Genomic DNA, 19110 nt, shown 5'->3' on the forward strand with positions numbered 1-19110 from the left:
TGACTTGGGGCCATTGTCCGCGCTTTGACCAAAAAAGCCAACCACTTGGGCTGGCTTTTATGCCATTGTCATAAATTTGATTGAGCAAGGCCGCCGCCCCGCGCTTTTGGGAAAATCTCCGGGGCGCCGCGCATCAGTCAATTTCGGATTCGGCGTCTGGGGCACCGGCGGCCTGCCGCTGCCGGACCAGGTAAATCGTCAGGCCAAGCGCCAGGCCGATCAGGGCCGGCACGACCCAGCCCAGCCCCCAGCTGGCAAACGGCAGGTAGGCGTCACGAACGTGGGTGAGCGCTAGGCCAAAGCCGCTTTTGGCCACGACCGCCGGCAGAGACGCCACCATGTCCAGCAGGGCCGGCACGACGGTGAAGGCGACCACGAAGCCGTAGACGATCGGGCTGCGCCGAAACAGGTGGGAGCTGACGGACAGCCCAATCAGGACCATGGCCAGCGGGTAAAGGAACATCAGCATCGGGGTCGACCACTGGATGATCGTGTCCAGGCCGAAGTTCGCCGTCAGAAACGAGGCGAAGGCCATCATCCCCAGCCAGGTGCGGTAGCTGATTTTGGGGAAGTGCTTGTGGAAGTCCTGGGCAAAAGCGGCGACGAGCCCCACCGCCGTGGTCAGACAGGTGAGGGTGAGCAGCGCGGCGAGCAGTGCGTGGCCGGCGGCGCCGAAGTAGTAGGTGACGATCTGGTTGAACGCGGTGCCGCCCTCGGCGCTGACGGCGAAGTGGTTCACGGACATGGCGCCCAGGCCGATCAGCAGCAGGTACACACCCCCGATGGCGGCCGTGGCGAGCACCCCGGCCTTAGCGGTGAACGCGGCGACCGCACCGTCTTGGCGCAGGCCCAGCCCGCGCACCGCGGTGACGACCGTGACCCCGAAGGCCAACCCGGCCAGCGCGTCCATCGTGTTGTAACCCTGCAAGAAGCCGTTCAGAAAGCCGGCGGTTTTGTAGTCTGGCGTGACGGCTGCGGCGGCGACACTGCCCATCCGGTTCAGGTAGCCAACGAAGAACAGGACGAACAAAAGCCCCAGAAACGTTGGGTTCAGCACCTTGCCGACCGCGCTGGTGATTTTATTTTCCTTGTAGGACAGCAGGAACGCGGCGAGGAAGAACAGGGCGGAGAACACGAGCAGGCCGCCTTGCGCCGCGCCTTTTGGCAGCATCGGCGCGATGCCGGTGGTGAAGGCGACCGTCGCGGTGCGCGGCGTGCCAAACAGCGGGCCGATGGTCGCGTGGATCAGGATCATGAAGGCGAGAGCGAACCACTTGCCCAAAGGCAGACCGACGTCGTAGACCCCCTTGGCGTGCGTGGCTGAGATGGCGAGCACCGACAGCAGCGGCAGGACGACCGCCGTCACCAGAAAGCCCAGCGCGGCAGGCAGCCAGTTGGCGCCAGCGAGCTGCCCGAGGTGCAGCGGGAAGATCAGATTACCCGCCCCGAAGAACAGGCCGAACAGCATGGAGGCGACCACCACGTAATCGCGCCGTTTTAACTTTGGTTCCGTCAATGAATCCATATCATTTCCTCCTAATGAAGCGGCAAATGCCACTTCTTGCCCTGAGAAGTCAAAAACGCACCCTTGATCTCCGCTTGGAGATCAAGGGTGCGTCTGCACGTTACCACCTTGAACCGCTGCGCTGTCGCCAGCGCAGCCTCGACGTGTACGGCCCGCAGGCGATACACGGCCACTGTAATGGGTGGCAGCCATGACCCGTTACTGTTAGTTCGGGGCCCTGCTCGAAAGGGATATTCACCAACGCTGCCCATGCTTCCTTGCACCTGACGAAGCTCGCTGAATGGGGGTAGTTGATTACTGGTCTTTCTCATGGCAATTTGATTTGTTGAAGATGAGTATATGGTTAGACGGACGAAACGTCAAGCCTTTTTTCAATCGGCTCGCCACTTGCAGGGGTTAGCCGATGAACTTGAACTTGCTCCACGGCTTGATGAAGTCCAGCAGCATGAGCTCTTCTTTGGCAATTGAGCCGATTTTGTTCTTCCGCGGTTCCTTGTGCGGACGCAAAACGATCTGCAGCTCGTTTTTGTAGATGCCGAAGTTGTCATTGCCGACCAAGACGTCGCCGACCTGGAACTCCTGCTCGTTGTCGTGCGGGGCGTTTGGCACCGCCTTGTAGGTCACCCGCGGCTGGGTTGAGCGAATGACGTTCGGGTTGATGTCGCCGCGGCGAAAGTGCTGCGGGGTCAGGGCGACCGTTTTTTCAATGTCATTCACGTCGTCCACAAAATCGATGTGGAACTGGACCTGGTAGCGGTTGATCTCACTCAGCCGGCGCAGCTCGTCCTCACTGGCGTAGGCGTTGCCGATCAGCACGTCATCGATCAGGCCGGATGCCCACAGGTGCTTGGCTTGGACCTCGATCGGCAGGCGCCGGTCGGCTTCCAGGGTCGGCAGTCCGTCATTGACGTTCCACGGCCCCATGGTCCCAACCTGGCTGGCCACGAAGGCCGCACTGTGGATGTTGAACTGACGGAACCGCTTGGAGCAGGCCTCAAAGAAGTCGTACGGCAGCGCGGTGCCGACTTGCGGATAGAAGTTGTGGCAGCCATACAGGTACGGCGTGTTGGCTTGGTAGCTGATGATGTTGTTGAGGTAGTCCACGTTGTTGGACATGTTCAGCTCGATGATCAGGCCATAGGGGTTGTAGGAAAGCAGGGCCTCGGTCGCCCCATCGAAGCCCTGGTCGAGGCGAATGCCATCGACGTGCAGGTCGGCGAAGAACTTCAGGTCCGAGTACGAGATCCCCAGCTGATCGAAGATGCGGGGAGAGACGTCAATGATGGTTTGGTAGCCAAGAGTCTTGGCCACGTCGACGATCTTCTGGTACTTCGCCTTCGTGTCTTCAACGGACTCGCCGGCTTCCAGCATACTCATGAACAGGCGGGTGAAACCGTATTTCTTCCCAAGTTCAAGGTAGGCTTTATTCTTGTCAAAATCACTGTGATCGGGGTAAATCGATAATCCAAGTTGACGCATCGTCATGTAAATTCCTCCTAGTTAAAAAGGCTGCGTAGGGTCTGCACACGGCCCAGTCGTTTACTGCTCAGCTTCCTGCCACCGCGACCAGTACAGCACGCCGCGCGAATTGTTGGTGGTCACCACCTGGGCGCTGACGGGGTACTTTGCCTGAACGGTGGTGACCAGCGTGTCGCGGAAGGCCGCGTTGTGTACGAGCACCGAACCGGACAGTGCGAGCTTCAGCGGCTTGGGGTCCTCGTAGCGGTCCAGCAGCATCAGTACCTCCTGGCCCAGGGCACCGGCCGCATCGGTAATGACTTGCTGGGCCGCCGCGTCGCCGGCAACTGCCGCGGCCGCGACCTTGGCCGCATAGCTGGCCAGCGTCGCCCGATCGAGCTGGTAGAAGTGCCGCACCGCGGCGGGCATGCTGTCCGCATCAAGCAGTCGCTGGCACAGTGGGATCAGGGTGCTGGCCTCACCGCGGTCATGGGCGGCCAGGGCGCGCTGCATGGCGACAGCGAAAATCTTGTAGGCCGAGCCGGTGTCGCCCAGCAGCTGGCCCCAGCCGCCCACGCGCAGGAACCGACCATTTTCCCGGCCGTAAGTGATCGAGCCGGTGCCAGCAATGACGAGGGTGCCGTCTTCGCCTTCCAGTCCGTTTAACAGTGCGAGCTCGGCATCGTTGATCACTGCCGTGGGGATGCCGAATTGACGCTGCAGGGCCGCCGCGACGGCCGGCGCATTACCGGTGGTCGCGATCCCGGCCACGCCGGCCAGGATCTGCGAGCAGTCGGCCGGGCCCAACTGGGTCGTCAGGGTGGTGATGACCCGGGTGAGATTCGCCATGGTGCCCGGTTGGTCCAGCAGCATGTTGCCAGGGCCGGCAGTGGTTTGGGCCAGCTGCTTGCCAGCGGCGGCCCACGCGGTCGCCACGATGTGCGTGCCGCCGCTGTCGATGCCGATTTGATAGGTCATGTGGATCCCTCCTAATAAGAAACCAAGGCTAAAAGCGCAATGCACAGCCGGGGCCGGTTGTGCCGGCTTAGTGCGCATTGATTACCCTTACATCTTAGCAACGTGAAATATTTTTTCAAGGTTTTGTTGAATTTTTCGGTTTTTTGTTTTATAAAAGGGGAGAATAAGTCGAAGGGAGTTGATCCGAATGGCACTGATAACAATCACGCGCGCGTCGCAGCTGCTCGCCAACCAAATGCGCACGACCGTTGTGCTGCCTGACGTGTTGCCGGCGCAGCCCCTGCGCACGTTGTGGCTGTTTCACGGCCTGGGCGATGACGGTTCTGGCTGGCAGCGCAAAACCGCGCTGGAGCCGCTGGCGGTGCGCGATCACGTCGCCGTGGTCATGCCGGAGATGGACCGCAGCTTCTATCAAAATGAGGCCAGCGGGGCGCCGTACTTTGATTACTTAACTCAGGAGCTGATCCCGACCATGCGGCAGCTGCTGCCGCTTTCGGCCAAACCGGTAGCCAACTTTGTGGCCGGCAACTCAATGGGCGGCTTTGGGGCAATGATGCTCGCTGCCGCGCACCCCGATTGGTTTAGCGCGGTCGCGGCAATTTCCCCCGTGTGCGACCTGAGCGTCGTGCCCAGCATTATGCCGGACTTTCGCCGCGTCTTTGGCGGTGTGGTGCCGGCTGACCGACTGCGGCGCAGTTTGAAGCAGGCCGATCCCCAGGCGCTGCGCAAGCTGCGGTGGTACCACACGATCGGGGATGCCGATTTTATGAAGCAGCCCAACGATGACTTTAACGATTTCTTGACCCGTGATCTGGGACTGGCCGTGACTTACGAAACCGGCCCCGGGGATCACGACTGGTTCTTCTGGAACCGGGCCCTACAAGCGACCTGGCGCTGGCTATTTGATTCAACTAAGGAGCTTAATGATGGAAAAAACAACTGAAGCACGCAATCCTGCGACCACTCATATCGATGTGATGAGTACCGCTGAGATCTTGGCAACGATCAACCACGAGGATCAGCAGGTGCCCAAGGTGATCGCAGACCCGGCCGTGATGACCCCGCTGATCAAGATCGTGGACCGCGTCGTCGCGAGCTTTCAGGCCGGTGGCCGGCTCATCTACATTGGCGCCGGCACCAGCGGCCGGTTGGGCGTGCTTGACGCCGCGGAGTGCGTGCCCACGTTTGGAGTGTCACCCGCAATGGTTCAGGGGCTTATCGCCGGCGGAAAGCGGGCCATGACGGACGCCGTGGAAGGCGCGGAAGACAGTGCCCAGGGCGGCGCAAGTGACCTGCAGGCCATCAAGCTGACGGCCAATGATTTTGTGCTGGGACTGGCGGCTTCCGGCCGCACCCCCTACGTGATCGGCGGTCTGGACTACGCCCGCAGCCTGGGCGCCGGCACTGGGGCGCTATCCTGCAACCACGAGGCGGCCATCTCCGCGCACGCCGAGTTCGCCATCGAAGCAGTGGTCGGCCCGGAAGTCGTGACTGGATCCACCCGGATGAAGGCCGGCACGGTGGAAAAGCTGCTCCTCAACATGATCTCGACCACGGCGATGATCAAGCTGGGCAAGGTGTACGGCAACCTCATGGTGGATGTGAAGCCGACCAACATCAAGCTGGTTGACCGCGCCAAGCGGATCATTATGGCCGCGACTGGGGTCGACTTTGCCACGGCCGAGCGGTTTTACGAAGCCGCGGGGCACGAGCCGAAAGTGGCCATCGTGATGATCGATGGCGACGTCGACCTGGCGCACGCGAAAAGTGCGCTGGCCGCGGCCGATGGTTTCATTGCCAAAGCCCTTAAAATCCTTAAATAACTTCCGCAGATGTCAGCAAAGCTGCCAAAATCGGTTGCTCGGCTGCTGGCCGCACGCTATCGTTAACCAAAAGGAGGTATACCAATGTCAGTTCGCGGACGTATTTTGAACGCCCGGGCAGAGCTGTCCGAGGCCGAGGACAAGGTGGCCAAATATATCCTGGACCACCCGGAGCAAGTGATCGGCATGACCGCCGCCAGCCTGGCCAAGGCGGCTGGCTCAAGCCCTGCCTCGGTGATCCGCCTGACCAAGAGTCTGGACATCGACGGGTTCACTACGCTGAAGATCCTGCTGTCGTCAGATCTCACCAAGACGCCGGATGATCCCCAAAACTTTGGCGACATCACACCCAACGAGCCGCTGCCGTCGATCAAGAGCAAGCTCTTGTCCAGCGCCTTGCAGTCGATCAGGGAGACGACGGACCAGGTCAATCAAGACGAGGTCGCCGCGCTGGTCAAGGCGGTGAGCAAAGCGCGCCAGCTTTACGTGTTTGGAATCGGCGCGTCAAAGCTGACGGCCGAGAACATCTCCCAGAAGTGGAACCGGATCGGTTACCCGGCGGTGGCGGACAACGACCTGAACGCACTATTGCCAAAGCTGGTCAACGCGCGGCCGGGGGATGTCCTGTGGCTCATCTCCAACTCCGGCGAAACGCCGGAAGTGCTGGTCGCCGCGCGCTACGCCAAGAAACTTGGCGTTCAGCTGGTGTCCCTGACGCGCTTTGGCAACAACAGCCTGGCCAAGATGTCGACCATTGCTGTCCACACGTCTCAGCCCAAGGAGGCCGCCAACCGGATCGCGGCGACGAACTCGCTGCTGGCCCAGTTCATGATTGTTGACATCATTTTTTACGACTTTGTCAGTCGCAACTTCAAACAGACCTCGACCGCCTTGGCCGAGTCGCAGCAAGTGGTCCGCGATTACAAGAAGAGTTTGCTCTAGCACCATATACCAATACTGTTAGTAAAATGAAATGACAGAATTTCAGTTTTATTCACCGAACCGGTTGAAATTTAATTTCAAGCTGGTACACTTCTGGGTGAAGGCGATTTCACATCACCTGGTAGCAATTATATTAATCCAATGTTAGGAGTGAGTAGTTTGGATAGAATGATGAAATGGGTCGAGCAGAAACTCGTCCCACCAATGGCAAAGATCGGGACCCAACGTCACCTGCTTGCCATTCGTAACGGGGTTGTTTCCTCCCTGTCACTGGTTTTGATTGGGACCTTCTTCATGGTCTTCATCAACCTGCCAATTAAGGCTTGGGCTGATGCATTGGCGCCGTACTCGGCTACCATTGTTATTCCGTACCGCATGACGATGGGCCTGATGGCGATTTACGCGACCTTCGTCATGGGGCAAGACCTCGCTAAGTCTTACCACTTGGATGGGGTCACCGGCGGGATCTTGTCTTTGGGCGCGTTCTTCATGCTCCAACAGCCGATCAACGTGTTGACGCCCAAGGCAAAGCCGCTGGGCTTCGTGATCCCAATGGCCAACCTGGGTGCGGCCGGCATGTTCGGCGGCATCTTGGCCATGATCTTCGCGGTTGAGACTTACCGGTTCTTCAAGACGCACAACGTCACCATCAAAATGCCGGAGCAAGTGCCACCGGCCGTTGCCCGTTCGTTTGAGGCCCTGATCCCTGGTGCCGTGATCATCACCTTCGTTTGGATCGTCCGCGACGTTGCTGGCTTTGACGTCAACGCCGCACTGCTTGCTTTGTTCCAGCCGTTGACCAACATCTTGGGTAACAACCTGCTGGGCGCGCTGCTCCCAATGTTCCTGATCCACCTGCTGTGGAGCTTCGGGATCCACGGGATGTCCATTGTTGGTTCCGTTGTTCGCCCGATGTGGCTGATCATGCTCAACGCCAACGCGGATGCGCTGGCTAAGGGCACAGCCCCAACCCACCTGCCTTACATTGCGCCAGAGCAGTTCTACCAGTGGACCGTTACCATTGGTGGTGCCGGTGCGACCTTGGTCGTTGCGCTGATGTTCCTGACAATTTGCAAGTCGAAGTTCCTGAAAGAAGTCGGTCGGTTCTCCATTGTGCCAGCTATCTTCAACATCAACGAACCAATGATCTTCGGTGCGCCAATGATGCTGAACCCGTACATGTTCATTCCGTTCAACTTGGTGCCACTGGTTCTGACCACGATTTCTTATTTTGCCGTTAAGGTCGGTCTGGTCAACGGCTTCACCACGATCCCAGCATGGACGCTGCCAGCACCAATTGGTGGTTACCTGTCTGCCGGGAACGACTGGCGCATGGTTGTCTTGATTCTGTTCAACCTGGCGGTGGCTGCCGTGATTTACTTCCCATTCGTCAAGGCTTACGATAGCAAGATGTACTCCGACGAAATCAGCGGCAACGGCCAGGATTCTGAATCCCAGGCTAAGCGCGACGCTGAAGCTGCTAACTAACATGATTTGAGGTGCTGATATGTTTTACTGGATACTCGTCTTCGCTGGTTTTCTGGTCGTGCTCGCCCTGAGTCAATGGGCGATCGCCGGGCTCAAAGCGCGGCACATCAACATCAACCGCTGGATCTGGGCGCTGTCATCGTTTCTGGTGATGATCATCCCGTACCTCATCTGGCCGCACTTAAACGATGTGGTCGCGGCGATCCTGTACGGCTTTTGCGCCTTGTTCGCGGTGATCTTCATGATCGAAGAGCACAGTTACTTCCTGAAGAAGGGCCACATGTAAAACTTGCACCAAGGGCCACCGGCAATGTTGTCGGTGGCTTTTTTTCAAGGTGCGCAGCGGTCGCGCACTTAGCTCAATACAAAAACGCCCGGCGCACAAAGCGCCAGGCGAGGTCATTAATCGTAATAGGTGACGCTGCCCAAGATCACGGGCCGGCTCGCCCCGGTGGCGCTGGGGACGTTGCTGGGGAGATGGTGCAGGGTCTGATTGCCCAGGATCGTCATGGCGATGGCTTCCTTGGCGTCGGAGCGCATGCCCAGCTCTTCCTGGGTCAGTACCTCCATGGTCGGTGCGGCGGCCTGCATCATCTTGAGCAAGGTGGGGTTGTAGCTGCCACCGCCGCCGACGATCAGCTGGGTGCCGGCTGGCGCAAACGGCCGGACCGCGGCGATGATCGACTGCGCCGTCAGCGCCGTGGCCGTGGCGAGCCAGTCGTTGGGGGCCAGCGCGTACTGCTTGAGCAGGCTGGCGGTGTACTGCTTGCCGAAAAGCTCGCGGCCGGTGGTTTTGGGCGGCTGTTTAGCGAAGTAGGGGTGCTTCAGTAGTGCGTGCAGCACCGCCTGGTTCACGTGGCCGGCTGCGGCATGCTTGCCGCCGGCGTCGTATTCCTCATGGAAAAAGTGGCGGCACAGCTCGTCGATCACCATGTTGCCCGGCCCGGTATCGAAGGCGAACAGATCTTCAAGCCGCGCGTTTTGCTTGATTACCGTTGCGTTGCCGATCCCGCCGATGTTTTGCAAAATGCGCGGGTGCGCGGCGCTGCGATATAAGACGTATTCTGAATACGGCACGATGGGGGCGCCTTGGCCGCCGGCGGCCAGGTCGCGGGAGCGAAAGTCCGAAACCACCGTCGTGTGGGTGATTTCCGTGATCACCGCGGCGTTGCCCAGTTGCATGGTGCTGCGGGCCTCCCCCGCCGGCGCGACCGGCAGGTGGTACAGCGTCTGGCCGTGGCTGGCGACGAAGGCGAGGGCGGTACTGGCGATCCCGGCTTCCCGGCACACCGCTAGGACGGCGCGGCCAAACGCCTCCCCAAGGGCAAAATCGAGGCTGCACAGGCCCTCGACGCTTGAGGTGGCATTGGCGAGCTCCTTTTGAATCCGGGCCTTTTGCGCGGCTGTGAACGGGACGGTGATGAATTTTTTCAGCGTGACCGTCGTGTTCTCGCTGACCCCGGAAATTTCCACCAGCGCGGCGTCAACACCGTCCAGTGAGGTCCCGGACATTAATCCAACTGCTAACATAAGCGGCCTCCTTTTGCCTCCATGATAGCGCATGCCGCACCAGTATGAAATAAAATTTCAGCAGCGGGAGAAAAAGGTTTGCGCCGTCCCTGCCGGCCCGCTACACTGGAGGCAAAGCAGAAATACCGAGGAGGTCAACATGGCAACTCAGGATGAACTGAAAAAACAGGCGGCCGCTCAGGCGGTGGCCATGGTGCAACCCAACACGGTGCTCGGCGTGGGAACGGGGTCAACGGTCGCGTTTTTCATTGACCTGTTAGGCCAGCGCAACCGGCAGACGCCGCTGAATCTGAAAGCCCTGGTCACCACGTCCAGTCGCTCAAAGCAGCAGCTAGAGGCCAATGGGTTCACCGTCAGTGAGCTGGCAGAGGTGGCTCAGGTCGACCTCTGCATTGACGGTGCCGACCGGGTGGACCACCAGCTGGATGGCATCAAAGGCGGCGGCGGCGCGCTGACGCTGGAGAAAAACGTCGCCATCAACGCCAAGCACAACGTCTGGATCGTCGACCAAAGCAAGGTCGTGGACCGGCTCGGCGGCTTCCCGCTGCCAGTCGAGGTGCTGCCGGTGTCCTGTGAGCAGAACTTCCGCCGCTTTGACCGCCAGGGCCTGCAGCCGGCTTACCGCCTCAAGGCCGACGGCAGCCGCTACGTGACGCACTATGGGAATTACATCATCGACCTGCACGTCGATCCGCTGCCGATCCCGGCGGGCCTGGCAGCGATGCTGGACAGCACCGTGGGCGTTGTCGAGCACGGCCTGTTTCTGGGCATGACCGACGAGGTGCTGATCGCCACGGAGAGCAAGATCGAACACTGGACCCGCAAGTAAAGAGCTAACTAAACAGGAGCGTCCAACCGCAAGTGGCTGTGACGCTCCTGTTTTATGCTACTCATTTTCGCCGAAGCTGGCGTGCTCCTGCTGCCGGTAAACGGTGGGAGTGATTTCTAGATACCGATGGAACGCCTCATTGAAGGCATGCAAGGAGCCAAAGCCCGCGCGGGTGGCAATCTGATTGATCGGCAGACTGGTTTCGTCCAGCAGGTGAGTGGCCTTGGTGAGCCGATACTCCTGAAGGTAGGCAGTGTAGCTGGTGCCCAGCAAGGCACTGAAGGTGCGCGACAGATAGGCATAATCGTAGCCCAGTGCGGCTGCCGCCAGGCGCAAACTACAGTCGCTTTCATAGTGGTGCTCGATGAAGTCGATCACCTTGTAAAGCAGCTGCTGCTGATGGGAGGGGATCCGCCTTTGGTAAGTCCGGGCCGGCGTCTCGAACTGGGCGAGGACCTGGTAGAGCCAGCTTTTCTGCGCCAACTGGGAATCCAGCTTTAGGTGCTCGGTAAAATCTGCGTCCGCCAACCGGTTGTCCGTTGGCACCTGCCCGCGGTGGAGCGTGGAAAAGTCGGGCACCATCTCCGGGGCAAAAATGGAGATGGCAAACCGATTGGCCTCTGTACTGTTAAACGAATGCAGCTGATTGGGAAAAATCAGCGCCGCCGAGTGGGGCCCAACAGTCTCGGGGTGGCCGTCGATGATGACATTGAGGTGGCCGGCGGTGACCGTCAGCAATTCAAAGGCCCGGTGAAAATGCTGCGGAAAAGAGTAACTAGCGACCTCGTAGCGCTTAAACATGACCATCGAGGCAAGGCCGTAATGCTCAAAGAAAAACATTTCAATCACCACAAATTTCGTCTAGTGTCAGTAAATTATCAACCTAGCTTGAATCCGGTTCCAAGTCTATGCTTAGAGTATTCCAAGAAGGAGATATGTTCAAGATGGAATATCACGTTACCATAAACGGGTCAGACCAGGCAGCGGGGACGGCAGCGGCCCCTTTTCGGACGATCAACCATGCTGCTCAGCTTGCAGTGGCAGGCGATACGGTCATCGTTCACGCGGGGACCTACCGCGAGTGGGTCGATCCAAAATTTGGCGGGGATTCTTCCCAGCACCGGATCACGTACCGAGCCGCCCCCGACGAGCGGCCGATCATCAAGGGTTCTGAAGTGATCACCGGCTGGCAAAAAGTCAGCGGGAATGTCTACCAAGCAACGGTCAGCAACAATCTTTTTGGCAATTATAATCCCTTTAAGACCGTCATGCAGGGCGACTGGATGACTTCGAATCAAAAGCGCATCACGCACCTCGGCAGTCTGTATGTCGATGGTCAGTGTTACTACGAGGCGGAAAGCCTTGATGCCCTTCAGCACGCCAGCCCACGGACCAAGGCATACGACTACATGAGCAGCACCGACGTCGAAGAGCCTTTTCCTGACGCGACAGCGCACCAGTGGTTTGCCGAGGTCAGCCCAGCGGAAACACACATCTACGCGAACTTCCCCGAGGGCGAGCCGAACGCCAAGCTCTGTGAGATCTCGGTTCGCCCGGCGGCGTTTTACCCGCGCCGGACTGGCCGCAACTACATCACGGTTCAAGGCTTCGAGATGGCGCAAGTCGCCGATCCTTGGGACCCGCCAACCGTCGACCAGATCGCAATGCTGGGCCCGCACTGGGCCAAGGGCTGGCTGATTGCAGACAATGTCCTGCACGACGCCAAAACCTGCGGCATCAGCCTGGGCAAGGATTACACGACCGGTGACGAACACGGGCCGCTGCGTCCCGGGTATCAGTACCAGCTGGAAGCGGTGTTTGCTGCGCGCGAGTATGCCGGCTGGGACAAGAGTCGCATCGGCTCGCACCAAGTCCTGCGCAATGAGATCTACAACTGCGGGCAGGCCGGCATCGTCGGCCACATGGGTGCGGTCTTTTCCACGATTGCGGACAATGATATCCACCACATCGGCCTTATGCGTGAGTTCGGCGGCTGGGAAATGGCGGGGATCAAGTTGCACGCCGCCATCGACGTCCGCCTGATCCATAACCGCATCCATGATACCCTGCTGGCGATTTGGCTGGACTGGCAGGCGCAAGGCATCCGCGTTTCGCGCAACCTGATGTATCACAATCACAGCGGTCTCTATGTGGAGGTCAATCACGGCCCATACCTGGTCGATAACAACATCATCATTGGCGAGCGGGTCGTCGACAACCTGTCGCAAGGCGGGGCGTTTGTTCACAACTTCTTTGCCGGCGCATACGGGCACGAGCCCGTGCTTGACCGGTTTACCCCGTACCACCAGCCGCATTCAACGGCGGTCAAGGGGTTTGCGGCAATCTACGGCGGCGATGACCGTTTCTTCCGCAACATTTTTGCCTTCAACGATGAAGCGAAGAAGGAAGAGCAAGGCACCGTCCAGCTGAGCGGGCTGCCGGAGTCGATTGCTGATTTTTCGGCTCGAGTGAAAAAGGATCACGATTGGCCCGCCGACCTGGTCGGTTACGAAAAGGTGACACAGCCAATCTACCTGGCGGATAACGCCTACCTGGGCGGCACAGAGCCGGCTAAGCAGGAACAGCAGCCACTAGTCTCGGCGACCCCCGTGAAAGTCGGGATCACCGAGGAAAAAGACGGCGTGTACGTCACCTTGGATGTGCCTGAGGCGCTGACGAAGCACGACTTGGCAGTGCTGGACACGACAGCCTTGCCACCAGTACAGATTGCGAACGCCGACTTCGAGGCACCGGATGGCAGCGTGATCCGGTTCGATCATGACTACGATAACAAGGCCGGAGCCCACCGGCTCATCGGGCCGTGGCAGCAACTGCACTCTGGAGAGAACAGAATCAAGGTTTGGGATTAACCCAGGAGGAATATTCTGATGAAAAAAGGAATCGCTTGGTCCCTCACACTAGGGACGATTGCGCTGACCTTGGCGGCCTGCGGCAATCAAAGCAGCACCGCCAAGCCGGCTAAAGACGACGGCAAGGAAATGACCGTGACTGTTTACGATGAGAACGCTAACACCGCCGGCATCGCCAAGGGCTGGTTTGCTAAGTACGTGCAAGATAAGTTCCACATGAAGTTGAAGATGGTGTCACCAAACGTGTCCGGCGGCGGCAATACGCTGTTTGATACCCGGACCGCGGCGGGCAATTTGGGCGATCTGATCATCACTTCAGATACCCACGCGAAGAAACTGGTGCGCGCCGGCTTGATCTCTGATATGACCCCTTACATGAGCGGGATGAAGTACCTTAAGAAGTATCACGCCAGCTCCGATGTCATTCGCGAATCTGTTGGTAAGAAAGGGGTTTGGGGCTTTAACAACAACGTCTCCTCGCAAAAGCCAACCGAAGCCTCCGAGGGGCTGGAGCCTTCGACTGCCGCACCGTACATTCGCTGGGACCTTTACCGTGAGATCGGTTATCCCAAAATCAAAAATACGGATGAGCTAGTGACGGTGCTCAAGAAGATGCAGGACCAGGCCCGCAAGGATACCGGCGACAAGAATATTTGGGGCGTCTCCCTGTTCAAAGATTGGGACAGCAGCAACATGCAAAACGCTGCCCAGAACATGTCGTTCCACGGCTGGGAAGCAACTCAGGGGATGGTTTTGAGCCGTGGCAATGGCAAAGCTTACCAGAGCATCATTGGCACGAACAGTCAGTACATTCAAGGGGCACGCTTCTTGAACAAATGCCGGCAGGCCGGCATTCTCGACCCCGACAGTTCAGCGCAAACCTGGACGCAGATCGACACTAAAGTGCGGGCTGGTAAAGTGCTGTTCAGCTGGTGGAACTTCCTCGGCATCAGTGGCTACAACACGACTGCTCACGTCAATCAGGGCAAAGGCTTTGCCCTGGCGCCGATCCAGGATATGAAGATCACGTCGAATGGTGCTTCACCTTCCGGCGCGACGACCATGATCGCCGTCGGGTCAAAGGCCAAAAACAAGGCCCGGCTTGTGAAGTTTATCAACTGGTTGTACAGCCCTCAAGGCGTTCAGATCAACCAGGCCGGGAACATTGCCACCGCCGGAATCAAGGGCTTAATGTGGAAGATGCAAGCCGGCAAGCCGGTATTGACCGCGTTCGGGGATAAAGTCTTGAACGTTGATTCGAACACGAAGATGCCAGCCAAGTACGGCAGTACGCCGTTCCAAAGCGGCATCTCCGCGCTGAACTTCCCGGCAGTGTTGCCGTTTGACACTGATCCCACTACCGGCCAGGCCTACAATTACAACATGTGGCCATCACAGATGAAAGCAAGTCAGAGCAAACTGAGCAAAGACTGGTCCGCTCACATGGACGGTGCACAGTCGAGCATGGCTTACCTGAAGAAAAATCATCAGCTGTCCGTGCTTGCTGGGGTCAGCTACACAGCGCCAGAAGATGACTCCTTGATTGCCACGAAGCGGGGCACGCTTAACCGCGAAATTGTCTCTGATTCCTGGAAGATGGTTATGGCTAATAATGATAAAGGCTTTGATGAAGAGTTGACGCACCTGCAGAAGACCGCGAAGGGGCTGGGCTACGCCGACGTCTATAAGGCTGACTTAAAGCAGGCAAAGATCAAGAATGCCAAGCGGCAAGCGGTCATCAAGCAGTACGCCAATTAGAGGACGTGAAAATGACAACAATTGTCCTGGTTCGTTCAGTAAATTCACTTGCCGGCCCGTAGCCCGGCAAGTGCCTTCGGGCCAGTCGAGCTGCTGACTGCCGGCGCAGTGTTCGCCGTGACTGGCGGTGCAGTACGGTCAGCAAAGCTTCTCCGGGCTTTCATTCGGCTGGCTTTGTTCATCCCAATCAGTCATCACGATCAGATAACGCCTGGTCGTGGTGACTTTTTTAAGCCGCAAAAAGGACCGAAATCATTGTGATTTCGGTCCTTGCTGGCAAAAGAGCCAGTGGTTAATCGAAGTAGTGCCGCACGATGGCTTCGTACTCCTTGATCACGGTGTGGTAGCGGTCCAGGGAGACGTACTCGTTGATCTGATGGCTGAGGTTCTTGTCCTCATCACCAGGGCCGTAGATGATGGTCTCGAACTTGTTCTTCGACTTGGTGAAGTCGGAGGCGTCAGTGGCGCCGTGGGAGATCGTCAGCGCCAGCTTCTTGCCGGACACGGACTCGATGGCCTCGTTGGCGCGGGTGACCAGTTTGCTGTCTGTCGGGGTCAGGACCGGGTAGAAGGTGTGGGTCAGCTCGAACTTGAGGTTGCCCGCGCCGGCCGCGTCGATTTTGGCGACGGCCTCCTGGAGCCGGGCAGTGACCTTTTCGTTCATGAAGCTTGGCGTTGGCCGGATGTTGCCGGCCAGCTCGGCATAGTCGGGGATGGTGTTGACCTGATCGCCAGCCTTGAGCACGGTGACGCTGTGGACCAGCGGGCCAATGACCGGGTCGACCGGCACGTCATCGAACAGGGTGCGCTCGGCCAGGATGAAGTCGGTCAGCTTGACGATGGCGTTGGTCCCCAGCGCCGGCAAGGAGGAGTGAGCCGATTTGCCGTAACTCTTGACCTTGTAGTTGTACGAGCCGGCATGGCCAAACTCGATCTTCCCGGCAGTCGGTTCGCCGACCAACATGGCGGCGATGTCGTCGGCGTACCCGGCATCGGTGAGCTGTTGCGCGCCCATCGCTCCGTACTCCTCGCCGATAGTCAAAAGCAGGCGCACGTGGTGAGCAAACCCGCTCTGCTTCAGCGCGATGAATGCCAGCACCTCGGCGGCCAGGCCAGATTTCATGTCCGACGCCCCGCGGCCGTACAGCCGCCCGTTTTCGATGTGCGCCGCAAACGGCGGGTAGGTCCACTTGCTGAGATCGCCGGTGTTCACGACGTCCTGATGCCCGGTGAAGACGAAAATCGGCTGGCCATCGCCGAATTCGGCGACCAAGTTGTCACGGCCCTCGGCGTAGGGAATCAGTTTGCTGTCAATGCCTGCCGCTGCCAACTTTTTTTGAATCACCCGCGCCACCGCCGACTCATTGGTGGTGGCGGTACTCGTGTCGATCTGTACTAGTTCCTGCAAAAATTTGTCTGCTTCGTCCATGAATGATCACTCCTTCGCATCACAACATAGCCGTAAAAATTTGAAAATGCAATGGTTGACATTAAAATTTGCTGTGGTATTCTGGTGGCAAGTTAAAAATTACTGAAACTACGTTGAGTGAGTAGCGCAGCTGGGACTGACCAGAAAACCCGAGTTGATGAGAGCGGGGTAGTGAGGCAGCGCGAAGATGGCTTGACATAATAGGCGCACCGAGCGAAAGCAAGGCTGCGATGGACGGCGACCATTATCTCGCACACAGATGTTTGTCTGTTGCTGAGGGCTGGTTCGCCAGCCGAATTAGAATGGTACCGTGGGTCCGCTCACTTCTAACTAACCAAGTTAGAAGTGGGCGGACTTTTTGCGCTGCCTGTTAGCGGTTTACCGCTTACAGGCAGCCACTCGCCGGCAGTCGTGCTTGCACGACTGCCTAGAGAAGCAGCCCCGCGGAGCTTTACCGCTTACCGCCCGCCTGAGCTCTTCACCCACCGCGCCACTTGTTCACCGTCGTTTCACTACCCAATTTGAGGAGGAAGTCATCATGAAGTTTCGGTTTAAGGTATTGAGTGTTGCCGCAGTCGCACTTGGGGTCCTGTTGGCGGGATGCGGGCAGCAAAGCAGCGCCAGCGTGAAGACGAAGGATGTCACCATCGGCATCGTCGGGGCGGATAAGACGGTGTGGAAGGCCGTCCAAAAGCAGCTGGATAAGGAAGATGCCCACATCAACTTGAAGATCAAGGAGTTCGGCGACTACAACCAGCCCAATTCCTCGCTGCAGGCCGGCGACATCGACCTGAACGCGTTCCAGCACCAGTTCTTCTTGGACAACTGGAACAAGGCGAACAAAGGCACCCTGGTCACGATCGGGAAGACCGTGCTGGCGCCCCTTGCCGTGTACTCCAAGAAGATCACCAGCTTGAAGGACCTGAAAAAGGGCGATACCGTGTCGATCCCGAATGACCCGACTAACGAAGGCCGTGCGCTTGAGCTGCTGGAAACGGCGGGCTTTATCACGCTGAAGAACACCGAGCTGCCGACTCCGGCTGACGTCAAAGCCAACAAGCTGGACCTGAAGATCAAGCCGCTGGATGCCGCGCAGCTGCCGCGGACCCTGGCGGATGTCGACGCTGCCGTCATCAACTCTGGGATCGCCGTTGATGCAAAGTTGAACCCAGAAAAGGCGATTTACCGCGAGCAGATCACCGAAAAGTCGAAGCCGTGGATCAACATTATCGTGGCGCGCAAGGCGGATAAGAGCAACAAGACCTACAAGAAGATCGTGAAGGCCTACCAGACCAGCGCGGTCGCTAAGGTGATCAAGAAGACCTACAAGAGCACCGAGGTGCCAGCCTGGAACTATAAATTTTAAGTGAGTGCAAAGACGGGCAGCTGGTGAAAGCAATCACCGGCTGCCCTTTGCTATGCTAGAATAGATGGAACCGAATACATTGGAGGTGGTCAGGTGAACATTTTATTCTGCTGCGCAGGGGGCGGCTCGTCCAGTCTGTTTTGCGCGCGCATGGTCAAAGGCATCAACACCAGCGAGCCCAGCTTGACCGCCAGGATGACCGACATTAACAGCTTTTTGCGCGAGGAGACGGTCCCGACTTCGGACCTGGTCTTCACCTATGGCAGCGAGGCGGCGATCCGGCCGGACACCGCCTACGACATTGGCACGCACATCGATGCGGTGCTGGTCGCGCCGCAGGTCCGGTACCGCACGCCGTACTTGAAACAGTATTTGGCGAACTACCCGACGATCGTGCAGGACATTCCCAGTTTGCTGTTCGGCCAGATGGACCCGGTGCGCGGGGGGCGGATGCTGACGGGGATCTTGATCACGCTGGACTTGATGCACGGCTATCAGTCCGGGATCGCCGCGGGCAAACAGGTCGACAAAGACCTGGAGATCCTGGTTTACGGGGCCTCGCGGACGGATCCGGGCTGGCAGGCGGCCACTGCGGCGCTCAGCCAGCTGGGCATTCGCAGCCTGCAAGACAAGTACTCTCTGGCCGGACTGTACGATTTTCATCCCCGTCAGGACTTCGAAGTGCGCTGGCTGTTTGGGCCGCACATTGACGTGGATGACATTGCTAAGGTTGCCCGCCAGGTGGACGGCGTGCTGCGCTTTGACGACGACCTGCCGCTGGCCACCAGTCGCTGGTACGATGCTTATCATATTCCGAACGCCTGGCTGCCGACGAAGCTGCTTGCTGCCGGCAGTCAAGCCGCCCTCGTCGAGCAGCTGCTGGCCTTTTTGCAGGCGGTCGACTGGGTCGCGGCCGCGGCGACCGGGGTGCGGGTCAAGCGGTTCGAGACGCTGGCGCCGCCCAAGGTGGTCCACCGCTGGGGGATCTTCACCTGGACCAACTGACGGGTGGCTGTTAAAGACGCCGGCTTGGACCGCAAAAAACTATCTGAGGGCGCCGCTCTGCTTTGCCCTCGTAATCATGATATGAAACAGCCGCCATCGCCGATATAAT

16 protein-coding genes are annotated in these 19110 nt (G+C 58.6%); 10 read left to right on the top strand and 6 right to left on the bottom strand.

The window, feature by feature from the left end:
* Nucleotides 1–133: 133 nt before the first annotated feature.
* The 3 genes from brnQ to EKM85_RS06455 form a co-directional block, all read right to left on the bottom strand.
* The gene (gene brnQ / locus EKM85_RS06445) at nt 134–1525 is read right to left on the bottom strand and encodes a branched-chain amino acid transport system II carrier protein (protein ID WP_125585449.1); all 1392 of its coding nucleotides are present in this window, start codon (nt 1523–1525) and stop codon (nt 134–136) included.
* A gap of 396 nt (nt 1526–1921) precedes the next feature.
* On the bottom strand, nt 1922–3010 hold the full coding sequence (locus EKM85_RS06450; protein ID WP_125585450.1) for a DUF871 domain-containing protein: 1089 nt from the start codon (nt 3008–3010) through the stop codon (nt 1922–1924).
* 54 nt (nt 3011–3064) lie between these two features.
* A complete protein-coding gene (locus EKM85_RS06455; protein WP_164510696.1) occupies nt 3065–3961 on the bottom strand; it encodes an N-acetylglucosamine kinase in 897 nt (298 codons plus the stop codon).
* A 187-nt stretch (nt 3962–4148) separates the two neighbouring features.
* On the opposite strand from EKM85_RS06455, the gene EKM85_RS06460 reads away from it, so the two are divergent.
* The 5 genes from EKM85_RS06460 to EKM85_RS06480 all read left to right on the top strand — a co-directional run bounded on the left by EKM85_RS06460 (nt 4149) and on the right by EKM85_RS06480 (nt 8500).
* On the top strand, nt 4149–4904 hold the full coding sequence (locus tag EKM85_RS06460; protein ID WP_125585452.1) for an alpha/beta hydrolase: 756 nt from the start codon (nt 4149–4151) through the stop codon (nt 4902–4904).
* The gene (gene murQ, locus EKM85_RS06465; RefSeq protein ID WP_125585453.1) at nt 4885–5784 is read left to right on the top strand and encodes an N-acetylmuramic acid 6-phosphate etherase; all 900 of its coding nucleotides are present in this window, start codon (nt 4885–4887) and stop codon (nt 5782–5784) included. The genes EKM85_RS06460 and murQ overlap by 20 nt, the downstream gene beginning before the upstream one ends.
* 84 nt (nt 5785–5868) lie before the next feature.
* On the top strand, nt 5869–6726 hold the full coding sequence (locus EKM85_RS06470) for a MurR/RpiR family transcriptional regulator (protein WP_125585454.1): 858 nt from the start codon (nt 5869–5871) through the stop codon (nt 6724–6726).
* 159 nt (nt 6727–6885) lie between these two features.
* A complete protein-coding gene (locus EKM85_RS06475) occupies nt 6886–8214 on the top strand; it encodes a PTS sugar transporter subunit IIC (protein WP_125585455.1) in 1329 nt (442 codons plus the stop codon).
* A gap of 19 nt (nt 8215–8233) precedes the next feature.
* Entirely contained in the window at nt 8234–8500 is a 267-nt protein-coding gene (locus tag EKM85_RS06480) for a diacylglycerol kinase (RefSeq protein WP_125585456.1), read from the top strand.
* A gap of 116 nt (nt 8501–8616) precedes the next feature.
* Here the strand turns inward: EKM85_RS06480 and anmK are convergent, their stop codons facing one another.
* The gene (gene anmK / locus EKM85_RS06485) at nt 8617–9744 is read right to left on the bottom strand and encodes an anhydro-N-acetylmuramic acid kinase AnmK (protein WP_125585457.1); all 1128 of its coding nucleotides are present in this window, start codon (nt 9742–9744) and stop codon (nt 8617–8619) included.
* Between the two features lie 139 nt (nt 9745–9883).
* On the opposite strand from anmK, the gene rpiA reads away from it, so the two are divergent.
* Entirely contained in the window at nt 9884–10573 is a 690-nt protein-coding gene (rpiA, locus tag EKM85_RS06490; RefSeq protein WP_125585458.1) for a ribose-5-phosphate isomerase RpiA, read from the top strand.
* A gap of 57 nt (nt 10574–10630) precedes the next feature.
* Here rpiA and EKM85_RS06495 read toward each other — a convergent pair whose 3' ends face one another.
* Entirely contained in the window at nt 10631–11413 is a 783-nt protein-coding gene (locus tag EKM85_RS06495) for an AraC family transcriptional regulator (RefSeq protein ID WP_125585459.1), read from the bottom strand.
* 104 nt (nt 11414–11517) lie between these two features.
* On the opposite strand from EKM85_RS06495, the gene EKM85_RS06500 reads away from it, so the two are divergent.
* Both EKM85_RS06500 and EKM85_RS06505 read left to right on the top strand, forming a co-directional pair.
* A complete protein-coding gene (locus EKM85_RS06500) occupies nt 11518–13443 on the top strand; it encodes a right-handed parallel beta-helix repeat-containing protein (protein ID WP_125585460.1) in 1926 nt (641 codons plus the stop codon).
* Nucleotides 13444–13461: 18 nt separating this feature from the next.
* Nucleotides 13462–15201, top strand: coding sequence for an ABC transporter substrate-binding protein (locus tag EKM85_RS06505; protein WP_125585461.1), 1740 nt, complete (start codon nt 13462–13464; stop codon nt 15199–15201).
* Nucleotides 15202–15493: 292 nt separating this feature from the next.
* Here the strand turns inward: EKM85_RS06505 and EKM85_RS06510 are convergent, their stop codons facing one another.
* On the bottom strand, nt 15494–16630 hold the full coding sequence (locus tag EKM85_RS06510) for an ArgE/DapE family deacylase (protein ID WP_125585462.1): 1137 nt from the start codon (nt 16628–16630) through the stop codon (nt 15494–15496).
* Nucleotides 16631–17168: 538 nt separating this feature from the next.
* Between EKM85_RS06510 and EKM85_RS06515 the strand changes: the two genes are divergently transcribed.
* Together EKM85_RS06515 and EKM85_RS06520 are read left to right on the top strand one after the other, a co-directional pair.
* Complete coding sequence (locus EKM85_RS06515; RefSeq protein WP_125585463.1) at nt 17169–17996, top strand: MetQ/NlpA family ABC transporter substrate-binding protein; 828 nt, start codon at nt 17169–17171, stop codon at nt 17994–17996.
* Between the two features lie 93 nt (nt 17997–18089).
* Complete coding sequence (locus EKM85_RS06520; protein WP_125585464.1) at nt 18090–19001, top strand: PTS sugar transporter subunit IIB; 912 nt, start codon at nt 18090–18092, stop codon at nt 18999–19001.
* Nucleotides 19002–19110: the final 109 nt, after the last annotated feature.

The sequence above is a fragment of the Lacticaseibacillus jixianensis genome (genome assembly GCF_003946485.1).
Taxonomy (GTDB): Bacteria; Bacillota; Bacilli; order Lactobacillales; family Lactobacillaceae; genus Lacticaseibacillus; species Lacticaseibacillus jixianensis.

Bases quoted from the DNA above. Each gene is read 5' to 3' on its own strand.
- brnQ (WP_125585449.1), bottom strand. From the start codon at position 1,525: ATGGATTCATTGACGGAACCAAAGTTAAAACGGCGCGATTACGTGGTG.
- EKM85_RS06450 (WP_125585450.1), bottom strand. From the start codon at position 3,010: ATGACGATGCGTCAACTTGGATTATCGATTTACCCCGATCACAGTGAT.
- EKM85_RS06455 (WP_164510696.1), bottom strand. From the start codon at position 3,961: ATGACCTATCAAATCGGCATCGACAGCGGCGGCACGCACATCGTGGCG.
- EKM85_RS06460 (WP_125585452.1), top strand. From the start codon at position 4,149: ATGGCACTGATAACAATCACGCGCGCGTCGCAGCTGCTCGCCAACCAA.
- murQ (WP_125585453.1), top strand. From the start codon at position 4,885: ATGATGGAAAAAACAACTGAAGCACGCAATCCTGCGACCACTCATATC.
- EKM85_RS06470 (WP_125585454.1), top strand. From the start codon at position 5,869: ATGTCAGTTCGCGGACGTATTTTGAACGCCCGGGCAGAGCTGTCCGAG.
- EKM85_RS06480 (WP_125585456.1), top strand. From the start codon at position 8,234: ATGTTTTACTGGATACTCGTCTTCGCTGGTTTTCTGGTCGTGCTCGCC.
- anmK (WP_125585457.1), bottom strand. From the start codon at position 9,744: ATGTTAGCAGTTGGATTAATGTCCGGGACCTCACTGGACGGTGTTGAC.
- rpiA (WP_125585458.1), top strand. From the start codon at position 9,884: ATGGCAACTCAGGATGAACTGAAAAAACAGGCGGCCGCTCAGGCGGTG.
- EKM85_RS06495 (WP_125585459.1), bottom strand. From the start codon at position 11,413: ATGTTTTTCTTTGAGCATTACGGCCTTGCCTCGATGGTCATGTTTAAG.
- EKM85_RS06500 (WP_125585460.1), top strand. From the start codon at position 11,518: ATGGAATATCACGTTACCATAAACGGGTCAGACCAGGCAGCGGGGACG.
- EKM85_RS06505 (WP_125585461.1), top strand. From the start codon at position 13,462: ATGAAAAAAGGAATCGCTTGGTCCCTCACACTAGGGACGATTGCGCTG.
- EKM85_RS06510 (WP_125585462.1), bottom strand. From the start codon at position 16,630: ATGGACGAAGCAGACAAATTTTTGCAGGAACTAGTACAGATCGACACG.
- EKM85_RS06515 (WP_125585463.1), top strand. From the start codon at position 17,169: ATGAAGTTTCGGTTTAAGGTATTGAGTGTTGCCGCAGTCGCACTTGGG.